Consider the following 22,568-nt stretch of genomic DNA (forward strand, 5'->3'; position numbering starts at 1 on the left):
CTATGAACAAAAATAAATTTTCAAGCCTTTTTCTATCTCTTGCATTTATATTAACCCTGAACTCATGCAGCGACTATTTAGAGGTAGAAAACCTTTCCAACACCGCAGAAAAGCAGCAGTTTGATTCAGCACCGGATACTTTTGCTGCTCTTGTAGGAGTTTACAACAGTGCTATGGGTGACAATACCTATGGACAGAGAATGAACCTTATTCTTTCCCAGTCAGGAGACGATTTCAGGACGTCAGGAGATTACAATGCCAATGACAGAAGAGGAGTCAGCTGTTTTGGAGCAATTCCTACCAATACAGAATTATTAAGACCTTTCCTGGATACTTACACGGGTATTGAAAGAGCCAATCTGGTTATTAAAAACATTCCACTTTCTCCTGTATATCAAACAGGATCCGCAGCTGATAAAAAGCTGATGGACCGTTATCTTGGAGAAGCGTTGACATTAAGAGCAATGTTCTACTTTGATCTTATTAAAAACTGGGGAGATGTTCCGTTTCAGGACAAACCTTCAGCTGATCTTCCTTCGGTATATTTACCTAAAACAGATCGTGACATCATTTATGATCAGATACTGGAGGATCTTGCTCAAGCTTCAACTTTAGTTCCATGGAAATCTGAAGGAGGAACTACTGCACAAAGACTTTCAAAAGCTGCTGTAAAAGGATTAAGAGCGAGAATCGCCTTGGCAAGAGCAGGATATTCTCTGAGAAGAAGCCCCCAATTAATGGTACAAGGCACCAATCCTCAGAAGTATTATCAGATCGCTTATGATGAGTGTAAAGAAATCATCAATTCCGGACAGCATAAGCTAAATCCTAGTTATGAAGGCCTTTTCAGATCACTGCATACCAACAGCCCGGATACAACGAATGAAATTATTTTCGCTATCGGAGCATTTGGGGGAAACTCACGAACAGATTCTAAAATCGGATATTATAATGGGTTAAGACATGATGACTCAGACTGGAAATCAGCAGGAGGAATCAGTGCTATTCCTACTTATTTCTATGAGTTTAGCAAATATGATCTGAGAAGAGATGTCAATATTGCTATTTTTAGAGTAAGTACAAGCAAACAGGAAGATCTTCAGACTTCTATTAACTGGAATGACGGGAAATTCAGAAAATCCTGGACGAGTATTACCGGAACATCACAGAACCTGGGAATCGACTGGCCGCTTTTGAGATATGCAGATATTTTATTAATGTTTGCAGAGGCAGATAACCAAATTCACAGTGCTCCTTCTCAGGAAGCTATCGATGCCGTGATGGCTGTCAGACAAAGAGCTTATGCCGGAAATATTGGTCAGGTGGGAACCATTCCAACTTCTAAAAACGACTTTTTCAAATATATTGTTCAGGAAAGATTATTGGAATTCGGAGGCGAAGGTTTAAGAAAATATGATCTGATCCGCTGGAATCTTCTGGAAACAAAGATCAATGAAACCAGACAAAAGCTTACAGATTTCATGAACGGCACCGGAGCTTATGCCAACGTTCCTGAATACATTTTTTATAAAAAACCAGCTTCCACTGTTGTTAATTATGTGCCGGCAAAAACGGCTCAGCAAAATGTACTGGATATGGATATTTATGTCAATGGAATCAATAAAGCCGATGTTTTCTACAATCCTAACCAAAGTGTTGCCACACCTTCAGGATATACGAAAATCAACTGGAGACTTGCCATGACACAGCCTTACATCAACGGAGATCCTGTGAAAAGTTATGCTTATTATTTCCAGCCTAATAAAAAGGAGCTTCTTCCTATAGCACTGGACGTAATCAATTCAAATTATAATCTTACTCAGGATTACGGATACTAGACAGTTTAAGTTTACATTCATATCAAAAATACAGGTTGCTCTCTTTGGGGACACAGCCTGTATTTTAAACCAAAATTGCTTTATGAAATATTCCATTTTTTTAAAAAACACGGCTCTGTTTTCTGTTGCTTTGATTGCTTTATTTAGCCTTCTTTCTTTCAAAACAAAGGATAAAACCATCGTGGTTTCGAAAGATGGAAAAGGTGATTTCACAACCATCCAGCAAGCGATTAATGCTATTGAAAACAGTTCTTTAGTAAGAACAAAAGTTTTTATTAAAAACGGAATTTATAAAGAAAAGATTACCATCCCGGAAACAAAAGGAGCCATACTGCTGGAAGGTGAAAATCCAGAAAAAACGATCATTACTCACGATGATTATGCCTCCAAAAAGAATCCTGAAGGAAAAGAGATCGGAACTACAGGTTCGTCTACAATATTTATTTATTCAAATGATTTTACGGCAAAGAATATTTCATTTGAAAACAGTTCCGGCAAAGTAGGACAAGCCGTTGCCGTATTAACCTCCGGCGACAGGATTGCGTTTGAAAACTGCAGATTCCTGGGAAATCAGGATACTCTATATTTAAAAGGAGCACAGGATCTTGAAGACAAGACAAAACCGTCAAGAAATTATTTTAAAAACTGTTATATAGAAGGAACAACGGATTATATTTTTGGAGCAGGAACAGCCGTTTTTGAAAATTGTATGATCTACTCCAAAGAAACAGCAAGTTATATTACAGCCGCTTCTACTCCACAGGGAAATGAATTTGGGTTCGTTTTTATCAATTCAAAGATTATTGGAAATGCAAAAGACCATTCCGTCTATCTGGGAAGACCATGGAGACCTTTTGCCAGAACGGTTTATATTGACTGTGAGCTTAACATAACTATAAAGCCTGAAGGATGGCATAACTGGAACAAAACGGAAGCCGAAAAGACCACATTGTATGCAGAAAGCAACTCAAAAGGAGCCGGAGCTACTATTGCTCAAAGAGTTTCGTGGTCGCATCAATTAAATAAAGAAGAAAGAAAAAAATACACTCCGGAGAATATTCTTAAAGGAAATGATCAATGGAATATAAAAAAGAGCCTGCAATAATTTAACCTACTCCTAAAGAGAATTTTAAAATCATGGCAAAGAGTTTAATCAAACTATTCGTTACCGGAATTGTATGCAGTATTTCTCCGCTGATCAATGCGCAGGAAACATTGAGTTTTCCCGGTGCTGAAGGTTTTGGAAGATTCACAACAGGCGGACGTAGCGGAAAAGTATATTTCGTAACCCATCTGAGAGACGATAGCTCTGAAGGAAGTTTAAGATACGCTTTAGATCAAAAAGGTCAGAGATATATTGTATTTAAAACCAGTGGAACAATTTACTTACAGGCTCCTTTAAAAATAAAAGAAGGTGATGTCACCATTGCCGGACAAACCGCTCCCGGAGACGGAATTACCGTTGCCAACTACGAAACATTTGTAGCGGCTGACAACGTTATTATCCGTTATCTGAGATTCAGAATGGGAGATCAGAAAAAATTTGAAGGCGATGCTTTGGGAGCCAGATTTATCAAAAATCTGATGGTGGATCATTGCTCAATGAGCTGGTCTACAGACGAAACCGTTTCCATCTATGCCAACGAAAATACAACCCTTCAGTGGTGTATCATTGCGGAAAGCCTCAGAAACAGCTTCCATCAGAAAGGTGCTCATGGTTATGGCGGAATTGCCGGAGGTAAACGGGCATCATTCCATCATAATATCTATGCTCATCACGACAGCAGAAATCCAAGACTGGGTGAATATGCAGGAAGTAAATTTGCACTGACAGACCTTACTGATTTCAGGAATAATCTGATCTACAACTGGGGCCACAACAGTATCTATGGAGGTGAAGGAATGAACGTGAATCTCGTTAATAATTATTACAAACCGGGCCCTTCAACGTTAACCAGACAACGGATTGCCGCCATCGATAAAAATGAAAACCCAAAAACCGAAGTCTATAATATCTGGGGAAAATACTACATCCACGGAAATGTGATGGAAGGAAATCCGGAAGTTACCAAAGATAACTGGACAGAAGGTGTTTTCAGTCAGATGAAGCCAGGCTACAACTTAGTAGAAAAGGATAGAAATTCTATTAAAATCAATCAGCCTCATGATATTGAAAATAACATCAAAACCCATTCTGCGGAGCAAGCTTACAAGAAAGTGATTAAATTCAGCGGAGCAAGCCTGGTAAGAGATGCTGTAGATCTTCATGTTTTAAAAGACATTGAAACCGGAAGTTTTACTTACAAAGGTTCAAAAGGAAGTAAAAAAGGAATCATTGATTCCCAAAATGACACAGGTGGATTTCCTCTGTTAAAACAGGCAAATCCTCTCCCAGATTCCGACAATGACGGAATCCCGGATGAATGGGAAATTAAACATCATTTAAACCCAAAATCTGCCAATGCCAACGGCAGAGATCTGGATCATAACTATGACAATATAGAAGTGTATATGAATGATATTGTCCGCAAAATAACCGATGGGCAAAACTAATAACCATGAAAGCTCATCAACAGAAATCGGTAACTCAACAGGAAAAAGTATGAAACTCAGTTTATTTAAAATAGTCATAGCAGGCGCTTTTATCAGCACAAACCTTTCAGCACAGACTTCTGTGATTGAAACCATTAAGAAAAACCCAAAAGCACCTTTTTCTTACGCTGAACTGTCTGTAAAAGAAGGCGGAAAATGGGAAGGCAATCAATACATTGGAGGAACTTTCAAAAATGTCCAGGAACTTACCCTGCCGGAAGCCCATACGGATCACTCCTCGTATATCAGATATGAAGGAATTGGTCTGGAAAACAATCAGGTTGGCTACAGACTCTATCTGGACTGGAGAAATGCTACTGATATTTTCGGTAAAAAGGTAACAGGACTCGTATTACCTGAAGTTGGCCAGGACGGTTTTGAATCTTATCATCATGATGCTCCCTGGGGACAGGATATTCTGAAATCCGGCCGCACCATCGGAATCGGATCTTACGGAAGATATGATGAACAGAATGATTATGTGGAAACTTTTAAAATCGTAAAAAAGACTACCGCAAAAGTGGTTAATGAAAAAGACCAGTCTTATGCTACGATCGATTACAAAGGTTGGAAAACATGGGGAAATCCGGTAGATCTACAGTCAAAACTGACGATTTTCCCCAAAGACCGTTTCGTAAAAGTAGACCTTACCCTAAGCAACAGCCTTTCAGGTTTATGTACAGGAATCGTTGCTTTTAAAAACATTCCCTTAAAACAAGGAATCAGTAAAAATAAAAAATGGGGTTATATTGCGACTTATGGACCGCAAACTTTAGCCAAAAAAGAAGACAATCTGGGAATGGCAGTCTTCTACCCTCTTGAAAGCTTTGATCAATATCTAAAGACAAAATCTACCCATACCATCGTTTTCAAAAAAACTAAAAATGTATCCTATTATTTTATGGGAGCATGGTCTCAGGAAGCTAACGGCTTAATCACCGAAGATGCTTTCTACAAGGATCTGGATCAAAAACTGGATATTCTGGATAAAACTCAACAACTTTAAAGTTTAAACTTATGAACTTTATTAATAATTCTATAACAATCTATGCATTGGCAGCAGTATGTTCAGGACTCTTTTTTTCCTGCGCACAACAACCGTTGCAAAATTCTTCATCTGAAATACAATCACAAGTAAACGGAAAAGTTTCAGCCAAACTTCCATGGTCGGAAAGAATGCTTCTTTCTGAAATACAACGCTTTCCTCAGGCATGGATGCTGGATTACAACAAAGCTCCGAAATGGAGCTATCCCACAGCCATCGTTCTGGAAGGTGCCGAAAGATTATACGAAAAAACCGGAAACAAAGAATATTACAGGTATATAACAACCTTCGGTGATACGATGGTGAAAGAAGATGGAAGCATCGTTTCTTACGATCTTTCCAAGTACAATATTGATATGCTGAATTGCGGAAATGTTCTTCTCTACCTTTACCAGCAGGAAAAAAAAGATAAATATTTAAAAGCTTTACAAACCCTGCGTTCTCAGATAGACGGCCAGCCAAGAACTTCAGAGGGTGGATTCTGGCATAAGAAAATTTATCCCAACCAGATGTGGCTGGATGGATTATATATGGGTGAACCATTTTATGCACACTACACTCATTATTTTTCAAAAGGAGAAGAAGCTGAAAAGGCATACAGTGATATCATCAATCAGTTTGAACTGATTCAGAAGCATCTTTTAGACAAAAAAACAGGCCTGCTCTATCACGCCTGGGACGAAAGCCGTCAACAGCAATGGGCCAACAAAGAAACAGGTCTTTCACCCAATTTCTGGTCAAGAGCAATGGGCTGGTACGGAATGGCTATCGTAGATGTTTTAGACTATTTGCCTCAGAATCATCCCGGAAGAGCAAAACTACTTTCCTATTTAAAATCATATTGTGATGCGGTCATCAAAGTACAGGATTCCAAAACAGGACTTTGGTATCAGGTATTGGATAAAGGCGGAGAAAAAGGAAATTATCTGGAAGCTACTGGCTCATCTATGTTTGTATACACCATGATAAAGTCCGTCAACAAAGGATATTTACCCAAATCGTATAAAACATATGCGAAAAAAGGATACGATGGCATTATCAAAAACCTGATAACAGTAGATGAAAACGGCGTTGTCAGCTTAAATAAATGCTGCGCTGTGGCAGGATTGGGCGGAACACCTTACAGAAGTGGTTCTTACGAATATTACGTGAATGAAGAAGTCCGTTCCAATGATCCGAAAGGAACTGGTCCGTTTATTCTTGCCAGTTTAGAATTTGAAAAGTAAAAAATTGAGAAATTCTCAAAAAAAGTCAAGATAACTTTAATGTTTAATTGATTCTATGAAGACAAAAAGTATTGTAAATATCATTGCCGTCACAGCATGTTCAGTAGCATCAGCATACCTTCAGGCACAGGAGAAAAACTATGTTTCCGAAGTATGGACTGCTGATCAGGGAAAAAACTACAGAAATCCTGTTTTATATGCAGACTACTCCGATCCAGATGTGATCCGTGTGGGCAGCGATTATTATATGACTGCATCCAGCTTTAATGAAACTCCGGGACTTCCTGTCCTTCATTCCAAAGATATGATCAACTGGAAATTGGTTAATTATGCCATTCAGGACATCCTTCCTCAGGAACATTTCTCAACCCCGAAAAGAGGTGACGGAGTTTGGGCACCCAGTATCAGATTTCATAAAGGAGAATTTTATATTTATTGGGGAGATCCGGATTTTGGAATTTATATGGTGAAAACCAAAGATCCATTAGGAACCTGGGAAAAACCGGTTTTGGTAATGGATGGAAAAGGATTAATAGATTCCTGTCCGTTCTGGGATGAAGACGGCAATGCCTACCTGATTCATGGCTGGGCGGGAAGCCGTGCAGGAGTAAAAAGTATTCTAACTCTTAACAGAATGAATCCTGAAGGGACAAAAGTTCTGGATAAAGGTATTCATGTATTTGACGGTCATGATGCTCATCCTACCGTGGAAGGGCCTAAACTATATAAAAGAAACGGCTATTATTATATTTTTGCTCCGGCAGGCGGTGTAGCAACAGGTTGGCAGCTTGCGCTGAGATCAAAAAATATCTATGGCCCTTATGAAGAAAAAATAGTATTGGAACAGGGCTCAACAACCATTAACGGACCTCATCAGGGAGCGTGGGTAAATACTCCTTCCGGTGAAGACTGGTTTTATCATTTTCAGGATGTGGATACCGGCGGAAGAATTGTTCATCTACAGCCTATGAAATGGGAAAAAGATTGGCCTGTAATGGGAGTAGATTATAATAAAAATGGAATAGGCGAACCTGTTTCAACCCATAAAAAACCGGATGTTGGACAACTCTACCCTGTTTCAACTCCTCCGGAAACTGATGAATTTGACGGTGAAAAATTAGGATTACAGTGGCAATGGAGCGCGAATGAAAATATTGTATGGTCTTCCAAACTTCCCGGACAACAATTTTTAAGACTCTTCTCTATAAAAGTTCCGGAAGGTGAAAAAAATATGTGGAATGTACCGAATCTGTTAACCCAAAAATTCCCGGCTCCGAATTTTACTGCCACAACAAAGGTAAAATTAGTTCCCGAAGAAGCTAAGGATGGCAAGACTGCAGGATTATTGATCATGGGACTAGACCATGCGTCATTGGTCATCACCAACAAACCTGACGGTTATTATGTACAACTAAGAAAGGCAGAAAAAGGCGGAGAAGAAAAAATACTATTTGAAACTCTATTAAAAAGTAATGAAGTTTATTTGAAAGTCAATGTAAATGAGCCTAATGGTCTATGCCAGTTCAGTTACAGTGAAAATGGTAAAAATTTCATCAAAGCAGGTGAAGTTTTCCAGGCAAAACCGGGAAAATGGATTGGAGCAAAAGTAGGGCTTTATAGCATCAGTACGGCAAAAGCACCAAGAGGAGGATATGCGGATTTTGACTGGTTCAGAGTTACTAAGAAATAAAGTAGAGAATAAAAAATGATGCCTTTCCGATTATCCAACAAAAAGAGTCATGAAGAAAAGAATATATAAACCCGTTTTATTTTTAGCAAGTGCCCTGGTTCTGTCAGCCTGTCAGTCACAGGATAAAGCACAAAAAACGGCAATAAAAACAGATAGAAAAGTAACCCATATTTACCTCATCGGAGATTCCACAATGGCTGATTATACAGGAAATTATGATCCAGGAAAAGACTATATGAAAGTGCGGTATCCCATTACAGGCTGGGGACAGGTCTTTCAGCCATTTTTTGTGAAAGACAGTATACAATCTCTGAAGCCCATTATTAAAACTGATTCTGTGGCGGTTATTGACAGGGCTCATGGCGGAAGAAGCACACGAACTTTTTTCCAGGAAGGAAGATGGCGTTATGTGTATGAGCATCTTCAGCCTAATGATTATGTGATCATGCAGTTCGGACATAACGATAGTTCTGAAAAGCATCCTGAACGTTATGTGAATATTCAGGGATATAAGGAATTTTTACGGTTATTCGTTTCTCAGACGATACAGAAAGGAGGAAATCCAGTTATTGTAACTCCTGTAGCCAGAAATTACCCCTGGAAAGACGGAAAACTTGAAAATGTACACGGTGAATACTGGCAGGCTCCTATGGATATAGCTAAAGAAATGAACGTTCCTTATATTGATTTAAACAAGCTATCCATGGAGTATTTTACTAAAAAAGGACAGGATTTTACAACGAATCATTATTTTATGAATCTTCCGGAAAATACATATGAAGCTTATCCAAAAGGACAGAAAGACAATACCCACTTTCAGCCTGAAGGAGCAAAAGCAGTCGCCTCTTTGGTCTATCAGGAATTTAAAAAAATAATTAAAACTCAAAAAAAATAACATGAAGAAGTCACTTACAATTATAGGTTTAGCCACAGCAATGATGTTTTCGGGGCAGGCTTTTGCCCAGAACCTGGATATTTACAAAAACATTGAGTTTACAATGCCTCAGGTTGCAGAAACCTCTTTTCCTGCCCAAACAGTTTCCATCACACAATTTGGAGGAATCTCAGGTGGAAATGTAAAAAATACGGCCGCTTTCAAAAAAGCCATTGAAGACCTTAGTAAAAAAGGAGGCGGAAAACTGGTAGTTCCCAGAGGAATGTGGCTCACGGGACCTATTGAATTAAAAAGCAACATCAATCTTCATGTGGAAGAAGGCGCTTTCATTATTTTCAGTAAAGATAAAAATGATTATCCTTTGCTAGATGTAAGTTTTGAAGGGCTCAATACCATTCGATGCCAGTCTCCTATCTCCGCAAAAAATGCTACGAATATTGCCATTACAGGGAAAGGAGTCATTGATGGAAGTGGTGACGCATGGAGAGCCATCAAAAAAAGTAAAGTTGCAGAATCTGAATGGAAAGAAATCATAAAATCAGGGGGAATATTATCTTCCGATGGCAAAACATGGTATCCTTCAGAAAGTTATAAAAAAGGATTTGAAAGCAGCTCAAGCTTCAATGTTCCTGATAAGATCTCAAAAGACGAACTCAACACAGTAAAAGACTTTCTGCGCCCGGTGATGGTGAGTCTGGTGGGTTGTGACAAAGTATTGTTAGATGGTCCTACCTTCCAGAATTCCCCGGCGTGGAATCTTCATCCATTAATGTGCTCCAATGTAATCCTAAGAAATCTTACCGTAAGAAATCCATGGTTCTCTCAAAATGGTGACGGTGTAGATCTGGAATCCTGCAAAAATGTTTTGATCTATGATAATACATTTGATGTAGGTGATGATGCTATCTGTATCAAATCCGGGAAAAATGAGGATGGCAGAAAAAGAGGAATGCCTACTGAAAATGTTATCATCAAAAACAATGTAGTGTATCATGGCCATGGAGGATTTGTTGTGGGAAGTGAAATGTCCGGAGGTGCCAGAAATATTCATGTTTCCGACTGTACTTTTATCGGAACAGATATCGGGCTTCGTTTTAAAACAACCCGTGGAAGAGGCGGAATTGTAGAAAATATTTACATTAAAAATATTGATATGATTAATATTCCTACCCAAACGATTGGTTTCAATATGTTTTACGAAGGTTCTTCCCCGGTTTTAGAAGAGGGGCAAAAACAGGAAGGAAATAAAACCCCGGAAAAAGTTTATCCTGTAACGGAAGAAACTCCGGTTTTCAGAAATATCTTCTTTAAAAACATCAATGCCGTTAATTCTTATGAAGCTATTAGCCTGTTTGGTCTGGCTGAAATGAACCTTAAAAATATTGTAATTGAAGATTCAAAATTTGATACAAAAAAAGCACTGACAATTGTTGATGCAGATGGAATCCAGTTAAAGAATGTAACCCTGAAATACACTGAAGGAACGGGAGCAACGGTTTATAACAGTAAAAACATTAACCTGTCTACTGTGAAATTCGAATCACCAATCAAGCCTTACATCAAAGTTTTAGGAAACAAAACCGGAGCAGTAGCTGTACCTAAAGATTTACTATCTGATAAAAGCGCTGTTTCTATAGGAACAGAGGTAGCTAAGAACTCAGTAAAATAGTTGATTATCGCAAAGACGCAAAAAATTAAATTAACAGTATTTTTAAGACGCAATGATTCTATCTTCGATAAAATTGAAAGCCTCTCATTTTGCTGAAAATCTCATATTGAGCGAAGTCGAAATATTCTTGCGCCTTATAACCAAAATAAAGAATAAAAAATTTGCGCCTTTGCGTATTCCAACATTTATAAACAATTATAAAACCATTAAGATGAATTAAATCTTTAAGAATATTAAGCTGGATTTTACACTAAAAGTTCCTCTAAAAAATCAGAAGGATTTTCTTCATTTATCTTAATAGCTTAAGATTCTTAATGGTTCAATGTAAAAATCTGACAAAATGATTTTTAACAAAAGACATACTTATATTTCTATTTTCTTCGTAGGGACGATGGCATTCGGGCAGGTAAGCAGACCGAATGCTACTCCTTACACCAATGAAGGAACTTTTGAAAAATTAAAGAAAAAATATCCCTCTATTACCCCTATTGATCGCCCGGTTCCTCCAAATATTAAAATCGACAAGGATATTGAATACAAAAACATCAATGATTCATCATTAAAAGCCGATGTATACTACCCTCTTGATGATTCAAAAAAGCATGCAGGAATTGCAATGGTTCACGGTGGCGGGTGGATTTCCGGAAGCAAGGACAATGAAAAATATATGGCAATGGAGCTGGCATCAAAAGGTTTTGTAGTCATAGCTGTTGGCTACCGTCTTGCTGATATTGCCAAATATCCTGCAGGTATTCAAGATATCGAAACAGCTATTCAATGGGTCAGAAAAAATCACAGAAAATATTCTTTAAATAAAAATAAAATGGTGGTTTTTGGTGAATCTGCCGGTGCACAGATGGCAACCCTGGTAGGTGTAAAAGCCAAAAACAAAATAAAGGCAATCATCAATGTTGATGGAATTGTTTCGTTCATTCATCCTGAAGCTGAGGAAAGTACCTACGCTTCCTATTGGCTGGATGGAGACCGGAATACCAATCTCAAAAACTGGACAGAAGCTTCACCGCTGGAATATGTTGATAAAAATACTCCGCCTACTCTTTTTATCAACAGCTCTCAACCCAGGTTTCATGCCGGAAGAGATGATATGATGAAAAAACTAAAGGCTTACAACATCCCTACTGAATTTCATGAAATTAAAGATTCACCACATTCATTCTGGTCGGCAGAACCATGGTTCACTGAAACATTGAACTATACTGTTGATTTTTTAAATAAAGTGTTGAAATAATTTTTAACCGGATCTTATGAAAAAATTATTTGTAATTCTGTTCCTGCCAATCGTACAGTTTTTATGGGCACAGAGCAAACCTTACATCAGCGTTACAGTGGCTCAGGATGGAAGCGGAGATTTTACCACCATTCAGAAAGCAATCAATTCAGTAAGAGATCTTGGACCAGCAGAAGCTTTAATTAAAATCAAAGCTGGGATTTATCATGAAAAAGTGGTTATTCCTTCTTCGAAGCATAAGATCACACTGGAAGGGGAAAACAGAAACAATACGATAATTACCAACAATGATTTCTCCGGAAAACCAGATGCTTTTCATGAAAAGATGACGACTTTCAACTCCTATACTCTTCTGGTAATGGGTGATGATATCAAAATCAGTAACCTGACCGTTCAAAACAGTTCATGCAATGAAGGACAAGCGGTTTCTCTTCATGTAGAAGGAGATCGTTTTGTAATGAAAAACGCTGATATTATTGGTTGTCAGGACACTTTTTATGCTGCAACCAACCATAGCAGACAGTATTTTGAAAACTGTTATATAGAAGGAACTACCGATTTTATTTTCGGACAGGCAACCGTTGTTTTTAAAAACTGTACGATTAAAAGCTTAGCCGATTCTTACATCACTGCTGCCGCCACGGAAATTGACAGAAAATATGGATTTGTTTTTTTCGATTGTAAGCTTGTTGCTAAAGATGAGGTATCTAAAGTTTATCTCGGAAGGCCGTGGAGACCTTATGCTAAAACAGTTTTTATCAATACGGAAATGGGAAAACACATTCTGCCCGAAGGCTGGAATCCCTGGAAAGGAGATAAAATGTTTCCCGATAAAGAAAAAACAACTTATTATGCAGAATCCGGCAGTAAAGGCGAAGGAGGAAATTCTTCAAAACGCGTAAGCTGGTCTCATCAGCTAACCAAAAAAGACCTGAAAAATTACACTCTGGAAAAAATATTTGATGGCTGGAACCCTAACATAAATAATAAGCAATAAGCAATAAGCAATAGGTAATAGGTAATAAGTAATATCCAATATACAGAAGATATTTAAATAAAAAAGCAAATGAAAAATAATGACCAATTTTTCTATCCCATTGACATTGGAATATGAAGCGTTAAAAAAATTATTTCTGTGAACGTTAAGAAAATTCTATTGTTTGAGTGCGACACCAGTAATGACCCGAAGAAGAAAAATCGAATTCGCACGAGTTTAGAATTTTTAGAGAATAGAATTAATTTTTAGCGGAAGATTCCCAGTCTTGAATTTTTGATTCTTTTGTTTCAATACAAAAGAATTATACTAAATAAAATAAACATGAAAAAAAAACTTACCCTTCTTATCTTCTTCCTTTCCATCATCACCTATGCACAGCAACCTACTCTATTTCTGATTGGTGATTCAACAATGGCCAATAAAGAAAATCCGGATAAAAACCCGGAACATGGCTGGGGGCAGATGCTTCCCTCTCTTTTTACCTCCGGAATTTCTATTCAGAATCATGCAACTAACGGGAGAAGTTCAAAAAGCTTCAGAACGGAAGGAAGATGGAATAAAGTGATGAATCAGCTTAAAAAGGGGGATTTTGTGATCATCCAGTTTGGACATAATGACCAGAAAATCAATGACTCGGTACGATTTACCAATCCGTATACTCAATACAGAGCCAATCTTGAAAGATACGTAACTGAAGCGAGATCAAAAGGTGCTATTCCTATTCTGATGACGTCTATTGTCAGAAGAAACTTTAATGAGAACGGTGTTTTGGTGGATACACATAAAGAATATCCTTTGGTGGTCAGAATGGTTGCCAATGATCTTAAAGTTCCTTTTGTGGATTTACAATTATTGTCAGAGCAGCTGGAAATTTCTTATGGTCCGGAAAATTCAAAAAAACTGCATCTGCATTATAAAAAAGGTGATGAACCTTATTATCCGGAAGGAAAAGATGACGATACCCATTTATCAAAGCTGGGGGCAGCATCTATTGCAAAACTGGCTGTAACTTCTTTGAAAGATCTGAAAATAGGCTTAGAGAAGTATATTAAATAATACGAATTGTACAGATTGCACAAAATTTTAATTAAAAAGATAAAATGGATTTCAAAAAAGAACCTTTCTTCGATAGGAACACGGCATGGGAAGATTTAGGAAATGGTATTTCCAGGCAGTTTGTTGGATATAATTCCCAGATAATGATGGCGATTGTAAAATTTGAAAAAAATGCTGTAGGAACTTTGCATCAGCATTTTCATTCCCAGATCACATATGTGGCTTCCGGAAAGTTTGAAGTTACAGTAGATGATGAAACAAAAATCTTACAGGAAGGAGATGGATTTTTTGCACAGCCCAATATTTTCCATGGGGTGAAATGTATTGAAGAAGGAAAGCTCATTGATTCATTTACACCTTTTCGGGAAGATTTTCTTGTTTAATAAGGTAAATAGAGATTGGAAAGACGCAAAGGAGTAAGGTTTTTTTGAAATACTATCCGTTTTTAAGACGCAAAGATCTTATCTCCGATAAAATTGAACAACAAATATTTTATGAGTTTCTTCAGGTTTTGCAAGTTGAGCCGATCATCATGAAAAGATCCGCGAAATCTGTAAAATCTATGAGAAAAAAAATAACACTCATTTGCCTGATATTTCACATTGTGCAAATCCGAAATATCCCTGCGCCTTTGCGATAATCCTACAAAAACAAAGCATTAAAAATATAAAATACTGTCATTTTTAGCTACCAGTTTAAAACAATAAACAAATTTTTAAATAAAATATAAAATGCAACCGATTGATCAAATAAAATATTTAACATTATAATTATATAAATATCAATATAGTAAAATATAAAATACTTTAATATTAATACTATAATTTTACACCAGAACAAATCACAAAATATAAACTATGAAAACAACGTTCAAAGCGGCTCTGTTATCAGCCGCTCTAAGCTCTGCTTTTGCCTTAACCGGATGTGGTCAGGAAGAAATCAACAACGACCTTGCACAAAGCGAACTCAACATTAAAAACTCGCTTACACAAAAGATTGTTCCTCTGGCCAATTGCGTAGCTCCGGGATGGGCTTCTCAAAACGGCGGAACAACCGGTGGCGGAACAGCAGCCGAAACAACCGTTTCCAACTACGCTCAGTTAAAAGCTGCTATTGAAAATACAGCTGTGAAAGTGATCAAAGTAACCGGAACCATTACCATCACTACCCGTTTATCACTTCAGGATCAAACAGGAAAAACAATTTATGGAACAAGCGGAGCCAAACTGGTTTCTACAAACCAGACCAAAGATGGTTCAGGCATTATCAATATTAAAAGGTGCAATAATATTATTATCCGAAACCTGATTTTTGAAGGTCCGGGTGCTTATGACATCGATGGTTGGGATAACGCTATTCTGGATGACTGCCGAAATGTATGGATAGACCACTGCGAATTCAGAGATGGTGTAGATGGAAATTTCGACATTAAAAACAAATCCGACTATATTACGGTTTCCTATACCAAATTTCATTATCTGAAAGCTCCAAAACCTGGAGGTTCGGGGGGAACGGATGACCACAGATTCTCGAACCTTATCGGATCCAGCGACGGAGCAACTGCTGATGCCGGAAAACTGAATGTAACTTTTGTCAGATGCTGGTGGGCACCTGGATGCAGAGAGCGTATGCCGAGAGTACGATTTGGTAAAATTCATATCCTGAATAGCTATTTCAACAGTTCCGTAAGCAACAAATGTATTGCTGCCGGAGTACAGGCGAATATTCTGGTAGAACGAAATGTTTTTGAAAATGTAAAAGAGCCTATCAATCTGATGAGTGGATTTACCGCGGTAACCCAATCCGGAAGCAGTTTCATCAATGTTACCGGAAATACAGCAGGAAGCGGAACGGCATTCACTCCGCCATACAGTATCACAAAACTTAACGTGGCAGATGTGAAAGCAGATGTAACGGCTAATGCAGGTGCTACTTTAGGAGGAAATGTCTGTGATCAGTTTTAAAAGAAGGCTTAATAACAACAATAATAAAAGGAATAGGGCGTCTCAGAAATGAGATGCTCTTTTTATTTTACAAAAAATAAGCGGGCCTAAACCCGCTTCTGTTAAGATCAATTATTCACTTAGTTTATTTTTCTCCAGCCATTTCGGGTATTCCTTGGCTAAAAGCTTTTCTGCAAAATCACCAAACCAGCTGTATCCGTTTCTTCTTTCTTCCGAAACTTCATTGTAATTATACTTTACACTGCCATCGCGGTCTCCAAACAAAGGTTTATTGGTATGAATATCATAAAATCTTGCCCAGATCACGGAATTTTTATCTTCAGCCAATACTCTAACTGCTTTACCATTCTGTTTGGTAACATTGTAGCTATATCCCTCAATTTTATTCTGCTTAAACCATGCTACTGCTGCTTTTATTGATTTTTCAATCTCAGGAGTCACGGACTGCTGCATCAAAAACCTTATAATTCCTACCGATTCTCCGGTGGCTAGTGAAACAGGCTCGAAAGCTCTTGCCTTATCCGGCTGCAATGTAATTTCATGATACTGATCTGCCCAGATGGAAGGATTTCCCTTTTGGACTACCTGAGTTTTCAAAATACATCCAATACCTTTCTGAACAGCTATTTTTGATTTTTCTTTTAAAGAAGATGAAATCACATCAAAATTATTCGTGCCTTCCGCAGCATTGTACAAAACAGTAAGAGCATTGATCATCGCATTATCGTTATAAGTCACCTGCTTTCTATAAAGCCCCGTATTGGGATAATACTGCGGGAATCCTCCATTATCATACTGCATCAGAAGGAGATAACTGATTCCTTTTTCCGCAGCTTTTAAATAATCTGGGTTTTTGGTTGTTGCGTACGCTTTAATCAAGCTGTTGATTTCTCTGGATGTTGCATTATTATCAATAGTTGCATGATCATCCCCGGTAGATTTTATCTTTCTTAAAAGGTTTTTATCAATCGACAGACTATAGTTTACCACCGACTTATCTTCCAGTTGTTTTCCCCAACCACCATTAGGAAGCTGATAGATCAGCATTTTCTCCGCCAGAGTATCCTTAATCTGGGCAGAATAAGTTACTGACAGCAGTCCTAATGCCAATGTGTATATTTTTAGATTCATTTTATATTATTTAAAAATTACCACTTCATTATTCTCCTACTTCCACTACTAATGGTTTTGCAATGATCCGAGCCTGCTTCTGAAGCATTTTCTCCCAGTCCTTCTCTGTATGAACCTGCCCGCTTTTCTGCCATGCAAATCCGGCGTAATACGTTAAGACTTTTGAAGGTTTGGTTACAACATACAAATTACTTTCATCAGGAATATTTGAGGTAAAAGCGATTGATTTTTCAACAATTTTCGGGTTTACAACAATTCCTTCTCCCACAAAAGCATCGTCTATTTTCTCCCAGTGAAGATAATATCCGTCTTGATCATTCAGTTGGGTTTTTCCTTCATTTTTATGCAGCGAAATTCCGATAGTATAATTAGGAACAGGTTTTTCTGATTCAAAAACAGATTCAAACTTAGAAAAGTTGGAACCCAGATCCAAAGAAACTCTTTTGGTTTCTTTCACTTCATATTCACTCCATGGCTGATAAGTCAGTTCAAAAACTGTTCTTAAAGGACCTTCAGCAATTGTTCTGGAAGTAACAAAGTTTTGGGAAACCTGAAGTTTTTCATTTTTCCAGATTCCAATTCCACCTGTTCCTCTGCTGTTTCCCACATGGTAAGGATCATAGCCTTCCCCTCTTGTATCTTTATGATAATACATGGGATCTGTAAGATAACCTTTATACCATTTGTTGATAACAGGCTGGTCTGTTCTTTTCAGCCAGATGTCCACACCGCTTGAGAGTGTACTGCTTTTTATTCCCTGCAAAGCTTCCTGCTGGCCTTTCGGACCATAAACCCTGAAAGCAATTTTATCATTTTCCCAGGCGTAATCATCTACTCTTTCCGGGACTAATCTCGAATAGGTAGAAATTCCGATTTCTGGGATTTGAACGCTCCCATCCGCAATAATAGTGTATACATTGGTTTTTCCTGCATCAATATTTACCAGAAAAAGTAATTCTTCATTTTTTCCATCACCATCATAATCTATCCATTGAATTGGTAACCATTTCCCTTTTGCATCTTTTATTCTAAGTTCCTCCTCCCTGTTTTTATGTAAAAATGACTTCAGCATAGTCCTGGGAATTGCCACTACCTCACTTCTGGAAACATCCAAAGGATTAACAATCTTTACAGATCTTTGAGCATATAAAAAACAAGAAAAAATGCAATCGATTGCGCAAATTAATTTAAAACTTACTTTATTCATACATAGAGGTCTACAGTTTCTCCAAAAATAGAAAATATTTTCAATATAGAGATTATAAACTTACAGTTTCATCATAGGCAATGGTAGCTAATAGCTCATAAATGGTCATATTCTTCAATTCATCCATCATAATCCTGTAAATAATTTAAAATTTAATAAAACCAAATGACACCATTTTAAAAAAACAGTGTCATTTTTATTTCGACAGAAAATAATCAACATCACGGATAAACAATTGATAACCATTTATTTCATAGAACCTTTAGTATATGAACAAAAATAACACCATATGAATGAAGCCTGCATAAAGCACATTCAATCCGTAATTTACCGCACAGCTTATTTTTATTAAACAAAAACGCTGCATTGAGCTACAAATTCCTCAAACTTCCGATCTTTATTTTGCATGACTGGTCCGTGACCGAAACAGAGTATGGCAGGATTCAGTTCTGCCAGTTTCTGAAGCGATTTGATGTTACGCTGCTGATCTGAGGTGAATATGTTTGGTGGAAGCCGGAGACCCGTTGCTGTTGTGAGCAGGTTCATATTTGTCGCTGCATCTCCGATGATCAGTACGCCATCTCGCTCACGGAATAAAGAAATATGACCTGCCGAATGTCCGGGAGTCTCTATTACCCGAAAGTTTCCGATCTTATCATTTTCAACGATTGTCTGATCTACTTTGTGTCCCTGCCCTGCCCAGTACTTTTGCTGAAGCTTTGCTACCCAATGCCGGGGAGTTGGATAGTCATTGGTTACCCTACCTGTTTCGGTTCTCAAAACTTCATCAGGATGACAGAGTAAAGGTATTCCGAACTCAGCGCATATCTGATCGCTGCAGCCCTGGTGATCTGCATGGGCATGGGTCAGTACATGTTGATAAACGGGGATTTTCTGGAGAGCTTTCCTAATAGTGGTATATGAACTCCGTATTCCGGAATCTATCAATACACCTTCGATAATATAGCAGTTGATACTATTTCGTGGCATCAGTGAAATCTGGAATACCTCGGGAGCAATTTGACGTAACATAGTTTTTTTGTGCAAATCTACACCGCTGATCAGGGCTGCATAAGGACATTTGTCCTATAATATACTGGGCCGGTGGATTTGTCCCTTCGCCCGTGTAAGTGATCGCTGCGTAATGCCCAGATACGATGCCAGATCCTGCGTTGTTACACGCTGAACGAGGATCGGTTCACTAGATAAGACATGAAGATATTTATCCACAGCCGACTTATTATTATAATTCAGCATATAACGTTCCTTTTGGATATACTCCTGCTCCATCACCAATTTTATCACTTCGTTCAAAGTGGCCAACTGACCAAGCAGATACTGATAGTCCAGGTAGCTTATCCTATAGATTATGCTATCCTCAATAGCCCTGATACTCCTTCTGGATTTTTCCTGTGCCATAAACTCAGGAAAGGAAGTGGCAAATTCATTTTCAAACTTGAAGCAGGTGATATTTTCCCTTCCTTCTTTATCGGTGGCATATGCTTTTACAGAGCCACTGGCGACAAATCCTATATAACGGCAGGGCTCATCCTCACGAATAAAAAAATCACCTTTTTTTAAACTGATCGGTTTGAAGAACTTCTCAGCAAAGGTAATTTCCTCAGCTGATAATCCTCCTATGGTGGATAGGTAATTTTCAAATACGTCAGTCATTTCGCACTCTTTTTATTATTTTATTTCTACTTAACCGTCTATGGGTTACTCAACAAACCCAGGATACAAAACTAACAATTATTGTACATTAAAAAAGGATCGATGTCCTCAAAACGAGCAATGTTTCTGCTGTAGCTTGAATCTATGATGCTATCTCTGTATCTTTCATCCCATTTTAATTTATTGTATTGAAAATCTATAGGAAATGTAAAAATGGAATTATAGGATAGTTTTGGCTCTTCCTGTCTTTTTTATTATGAACAAATCACATAAAATTGCTACTTTTTCATAGTACCGAAAAGGGTTGCATTTTTAATCCATAAAAAATACTGCAAGGAATAAATCCCTGCAGTATTTTTTTATGTGTTTTTAGAATCTCCGAACCTATTTATTTCTATAAAAAAGCGGCTATATTAGTTTTGGAATTTTACAAAATCCAGGTAAAAAGAAGGGTTTCCGGCATTGAATGAAGCTGGAATTATTCCGTTTGTTTTACCAGCTAACACAGTATAGGTTCCGGGTGTAGCAAAATATAATACACGGTTCTGATCCCTTGGAAACATGAATGCAGCAGTGTTTGATCCACAGTAGCTTCTCCAGACATCACCAATACCATTAATATAAAAAAAGTAATCATTACAGTCAGAATTGATAGCAACTCCACATCGGAAAAAATACCAGCCCTTTGCAGGAATAGTGACCTGAATTCCCGTATTCAATCCGGCAGCCCCCGTTCCTCCCGTATAAGGATTTATCAATGTTCCGGTATAGGGTGTCCAATTATTGGCAAATGCAGTAGTAACAGTGGATGACCATGTTGCTAAACCATTGGCATCACTTGTGAGTACATACCCCAGCTGCTGGGTACCATCTTTAATCTGAAGAGCTCCATTGGTAGTTCCATTATCAATAATAACTTTTGCATCTGCTGCACCCGAGGGTACTGTATTGGTTCCCATAAGGACCTTCCCTGCACCATTAATACTTAAATTGTTTCCCGCCATTGCAATATCTGTAGCTTGTGAAAGGGTTCCTCCCAGCTTTACATCTGTACCTGATAATGTAAGACCATTGCTTGCGGTAATATTGTTATTAATAATCGTTGTTCCTCCGTTACCGTTACCTCCTGCAAGTTCTGTAACAGTCATAAATCCTATTTGAGGATTCAACTGAGCTGTTCCTGCTCCTCCTAATCTTACTTTTACAGAGGTATCAATCGTAGGTCTGTAAATAGCATAGGCTTCTGGCTGTCCTCCTATTGTAGTGGCAGGATAATTATTGATTGCATCAACAACACCGGTGGTACTGGAAGGAAGAACAGAATTATTTGAAGCATCCACCCATTCATAGACAAAGAAACCTCCAGCCAGTGAGAACTCTGTAGCATGCAGTTGGCAACGGAGTACATAGGTTTTCCCGGCTTTCAAATTAAAGACACCGGCATTATAAGTAATGTTATTGGTTGCAATTACAGACCCAAACGTAACATCCGATCCGGTAGATACTGTTTGAATGGCATTTGGTTTTACAACAATATAATCTCCTGTAGAAGAAGTTCCTTTTGAAAGTATTTCCCATGTAGAAGCAGCTCCTGTAAGCCCGGTATTGATTAATTCTACACTCTGATTTGCCGGTACAAGAACATTGGGATTTCCATTAATAGTCTCTGGAGGTGCAGAATTTACTGTAATACTAAAGTTTGTATTATTTTTAATCCTATAAATACGTCCTTTATAATTTCCAGCCCCACTGATTGCAGAAGGAAGATTAAAAACAGCATTGGAACCCCCGTTATAAGAGACATGGAAATCTGATGAGTTCAAATTATAAGAGTTTGCATTGACAGCATTATAATTTGCTGCTAATGATCCGGCGATATCCATCGTGGAACCTGGATTTGCAGTATTGATACCAACATTTCCTCCTTGGGCTAAAGCAAAAGTGGGGCTTAAAGCTAACACTGCTACAATTAATTTTGTATAAATTTTAACCATTCATTATTGTTTTACATATCTTAATTGATATTATTATGGGGTAAAGGTATCCTAATATAGATGTAAAGAATCTCCGGATGCCGTGGAAATACATTTACTGGCTTGTGGAAAAATATCCACAACTATAAATTCCCGTTCAGATGCACAAACCAATATATTTCAAATCTGGATGGTAAAGGATATGCTCACAGCTTTCATTCAACTGATGGAAAGAATGGATTTAAGAAAAGAAGGACAGTTTTTGAAAAGTCTGTTCTGGAAAAATGAATGGGTTGAAAAATAAAAATAGTTTACCAAGGCACTACTGTACCGTATATTTTTCGTAAAATGGAGAGAATTTT

19 protein-coding genes are annotated in these 22,568 nt (G+C 37.9%); 14 read left to right on the forward strand and 5 right to left on the reverse strand.

Going from position 1 to position 22,568, the window contains the following annotated elements:
* Positions 1 to 2 precede the first annotated feature (2 nt).
* The 13 genes from ODR02_RS08405 to ODR02_RS08465 all read left to right on the forward strand — a co-directional run bounded on the left by ODR02_RS08405 (position 3) and on the right by ODR02_RS08465 (position 16,221).
* Entirely contained in the window at positions 3 to 1,838 is a 1,836-nt protein-coding gene (locus ODR02_RS08405) for a RagB/SusD family nutrient uptake outer membrane protein (RefSeq protein WP_309512114.1), read from the forward strand.
* Between the two features lie 82 nt (positions 1,839 to 1,920).
* The gene (locus ODR02_RS08410; protein WP_309512115.1) at positions 1,921 to 2,943 is read left to right on the forward strand and encodes a pectinesterase family protein; all 1,023 of its coding nucleotides are present in this window, start codon (positions 1,921 to 1,923) and stop codon (positions 2,941 to 2,943) included.
* Positions 2,944 to 2,975: 32 nt separating this feature from the next.
* Positions 2,976 to 4,391, forward strand: coding sequence for a pectate lyase family protein (locus tag ODR02_RS08415; protein WP_309512116.1), 1,416 nt, complete (start codon positions 2,976 to 2,978; stop codon positions 4,389 to 4,391).
* Between the two features lie 49 nt (positions 4,392 to 4,440).
* Entirely contained in the window at positions 4,441 to 5,436 is a 996-nt protein-coding gene (locus tag ODR02_RS08420; protein WP_309512117.1) for a DUF4861 family protein, read from the forward strand.
* Positions 5,437 to 5,447: 11 nt separating this feature from the next.
* Positions 5,448 to 6,701 carry a glycoside hydrolase family 88/105 protein gene (locus tag ODR02_RS08425; protein ID WP_209784587.1) on the forward strand — a complete coding sequence of 418 codons (1,254 nt, stop codon included), beginning with the start codon at positions 5,448 to 5,450 and terminating at the stop codon, positions 6,699 to 6,701.
* Positions 6,702 to 6,756: 55 nt separating this feature from the next.
* Positions 6,757 to 8,391 (forward strand): glycoside hydrolase family 43 protein, encoded by a 1,635-nt coding sequence (locus ODR02_RS08430; protein ID WP_309512118.1) that lies wholly within the window; start codon positions 6,757 to 6,759, stop codon positions 8,389 to 8,391.
* A gap of 49 nt (positions 8,392 to 8,440) precedes the next feature.
* Entirely contained in the window at positions 8,441 to 9,286 is an 846-nt protein-coding gene (locus ODR02_RS08435; protein ID WP_309512119.1) for a rhamnogalacturonan acetylesterase, read from the forward strand.
* Position 9,287: 1 nt separating this feature from the next.
* On the forward strand, positions 9,288 to 10,955 hold the full coding sequence (locus ODR02_RS08440; protein ID WP_309512120.1) for a glycoside hydrolase family 28 protein: 1,668 nt from the start codon (positions 9,288 to 9,290) through the stop codon (positions 10,953 to 10,955).
* Between the two features lie 340 nt (positions 10,956 to 11,295).
* Positions 11,296 to 12,204: an alpha/beta hydrolase gene (locus tag ODR02_RS08445; RefSeq protein WP_309512121.1), complete on the forward strand. Its 909-nt coding sequence runs from the start codon at positions 11,296 to 11,298 to the stop codon at positions 12,202 to 12,204.
* A 16-nt stretch (positions 12,205 to 12,220) separates the two neighbouring features.
* Positions 12,221 to 13,201: a pectinesterase family protein gene (locus tag ODR02_RS08450; protein ID WP_309512122.1), complete on the forward strand. Its 981-nt coding sequence runs from the start codon at positions 12,221 to 12,223 to the stop codon at positions 13,199 to 13,201.
* Between the two features lie 321 nt (positions 13,202 to 13,522).
* Positions 13,523 to 14,257 (forward strand): rhamnogalacturonan acetylesterase, encoded by a 735-nt coding sequence (locus ODR02_RS08455; protein ID WP_209784593.1) that lies wholly within the window; start codon positions 13,523 to 13,525, stop codon positions 14,255 to 14,257.
* Between the two features lie 44 nt (positions 14,258 to 14,301).
* Positions 14,302 to 14,640, forward strand: a complete 339-nt coding sequence (locus tag ODR02_RS08460; RefSeq protein ID WP_209784594.1) for a cupin domain-containing protein — start codon at positions 14,302 to 14,304, stop codon at positions 14,638 to 14,640.
* Positions 14,641 to 15,114: 474 nt separating this feature from the next.
* Positions 15,115 to 16,221: a pectate lyase family protein gene (locus ODR02_RS08465; protein ID WP_309512123.1), complete on the forward strand. Its 1,107-nt coding sequence runs from the start codon at positions 15,115 to 15,117 to the stop codon at positions 16,219 to 16,221.
* Positions 16,222 to 16,332: 111 nt separating this feature from the next.
* Here the strand turns inward: ODR02_RS08465 and pelA are convergent, their stop codons facing one another.
* From pelA to ODR02_RS08490, 5 genes are all read right to left on the reverse strand, one after another.
* The gene (pelA, locus tag ODR02_RS08470; protein ID WP_309512124.1) at positions 16,333 to 17,352 is read right to left on the reverse strand and encodes a pectate lyase; all 1,020 of its coding nucleotides are present in this window, start codon (positions 17,350 to 17,352) and stop codon (positions 16,333 to 16,335) included.
* A 28-nt stretch (positions 17,353 to 17,380) separates the two neighbouring features.
* Positions 17,381 to 18,559 carry a DUF4861 family protein gene (locus ODR02_RS08475; RefSeq protein WP_209784597.1) on the reverse strand — a complete coding sequence of 393 codons (1,179 nt, stop codon included), beginning with the start codon at positions 18,557 to 18,559 and terminating at the stop codon, positions 17,381 to 17,383.
* 348 nt (positions 18,560 to 18,907) lie between these two features.
* Complete coding sequence (locus ODR02_RS08480) at positions 18,908 to 19,591, reverse strand: MBL fold metallo-hydrolase (RefSeq protein WP_309512125.1); 684 nt, start codon at positions 19,589 to 19,591, stop codon at positions 18,908 to 18,910.
* Between the two features lie 54 nt (positions 19,592 to 19,645).
* Positions 19,646 to 20,233: a Crp/Fnr family transcriptional regulator gene (locus ODR02_RS08485; protein ID WP_309512126.1), complete on the reverse strand. Its 588-nt coding sequence runs from the start codon at positions 20,231 to 20,233 to the stop codon at positions 19,646 to 19,648.
* Between the two features lie 413 nt (positions 20,234 to 20,646).
* Complete coding sequence (locus tag ODR02_RS08490; protein ID WP_309512127.1) at positions 20,647 to 22,227, reverse strand: hypothetical protein; 1,581 nt, start codon at positions 22,225 to 22,227, stop codon at positions 20,647 to 20,649.
* Positions 22,228 to 22,309: 82 nt separating this feature from the next.
* Here ODR02_RS08490 and ODR02_RS08495 point away from each other — a divergent pair, with 82 nt between their 5' ends.
* Positions 22,310 to 22,510 (forward strand): hypothetical protein, encoded by a 201-nt coding sequence (locus tag ODR02_RS08495; protein WP_309512128.1) that lies wholly within the window; start codon positions 22,310 to 22,312, stop codon positions 22,508 to 22,510.
* Positions 22,511 to 22,568 lie beyond the last annotated feature (58 nt).

The sequence above is a fragment of the Chryseobacterium sp. CFS2 genome (assembly GCF_036543225.1).
Taxonomy (GTDB): Bacteria; Bacteroidota; Bacteroidia; order Flavobacteriales; family Weeksellaceae; genus Chryseobacterium; species Chryseobacterium culicis_A.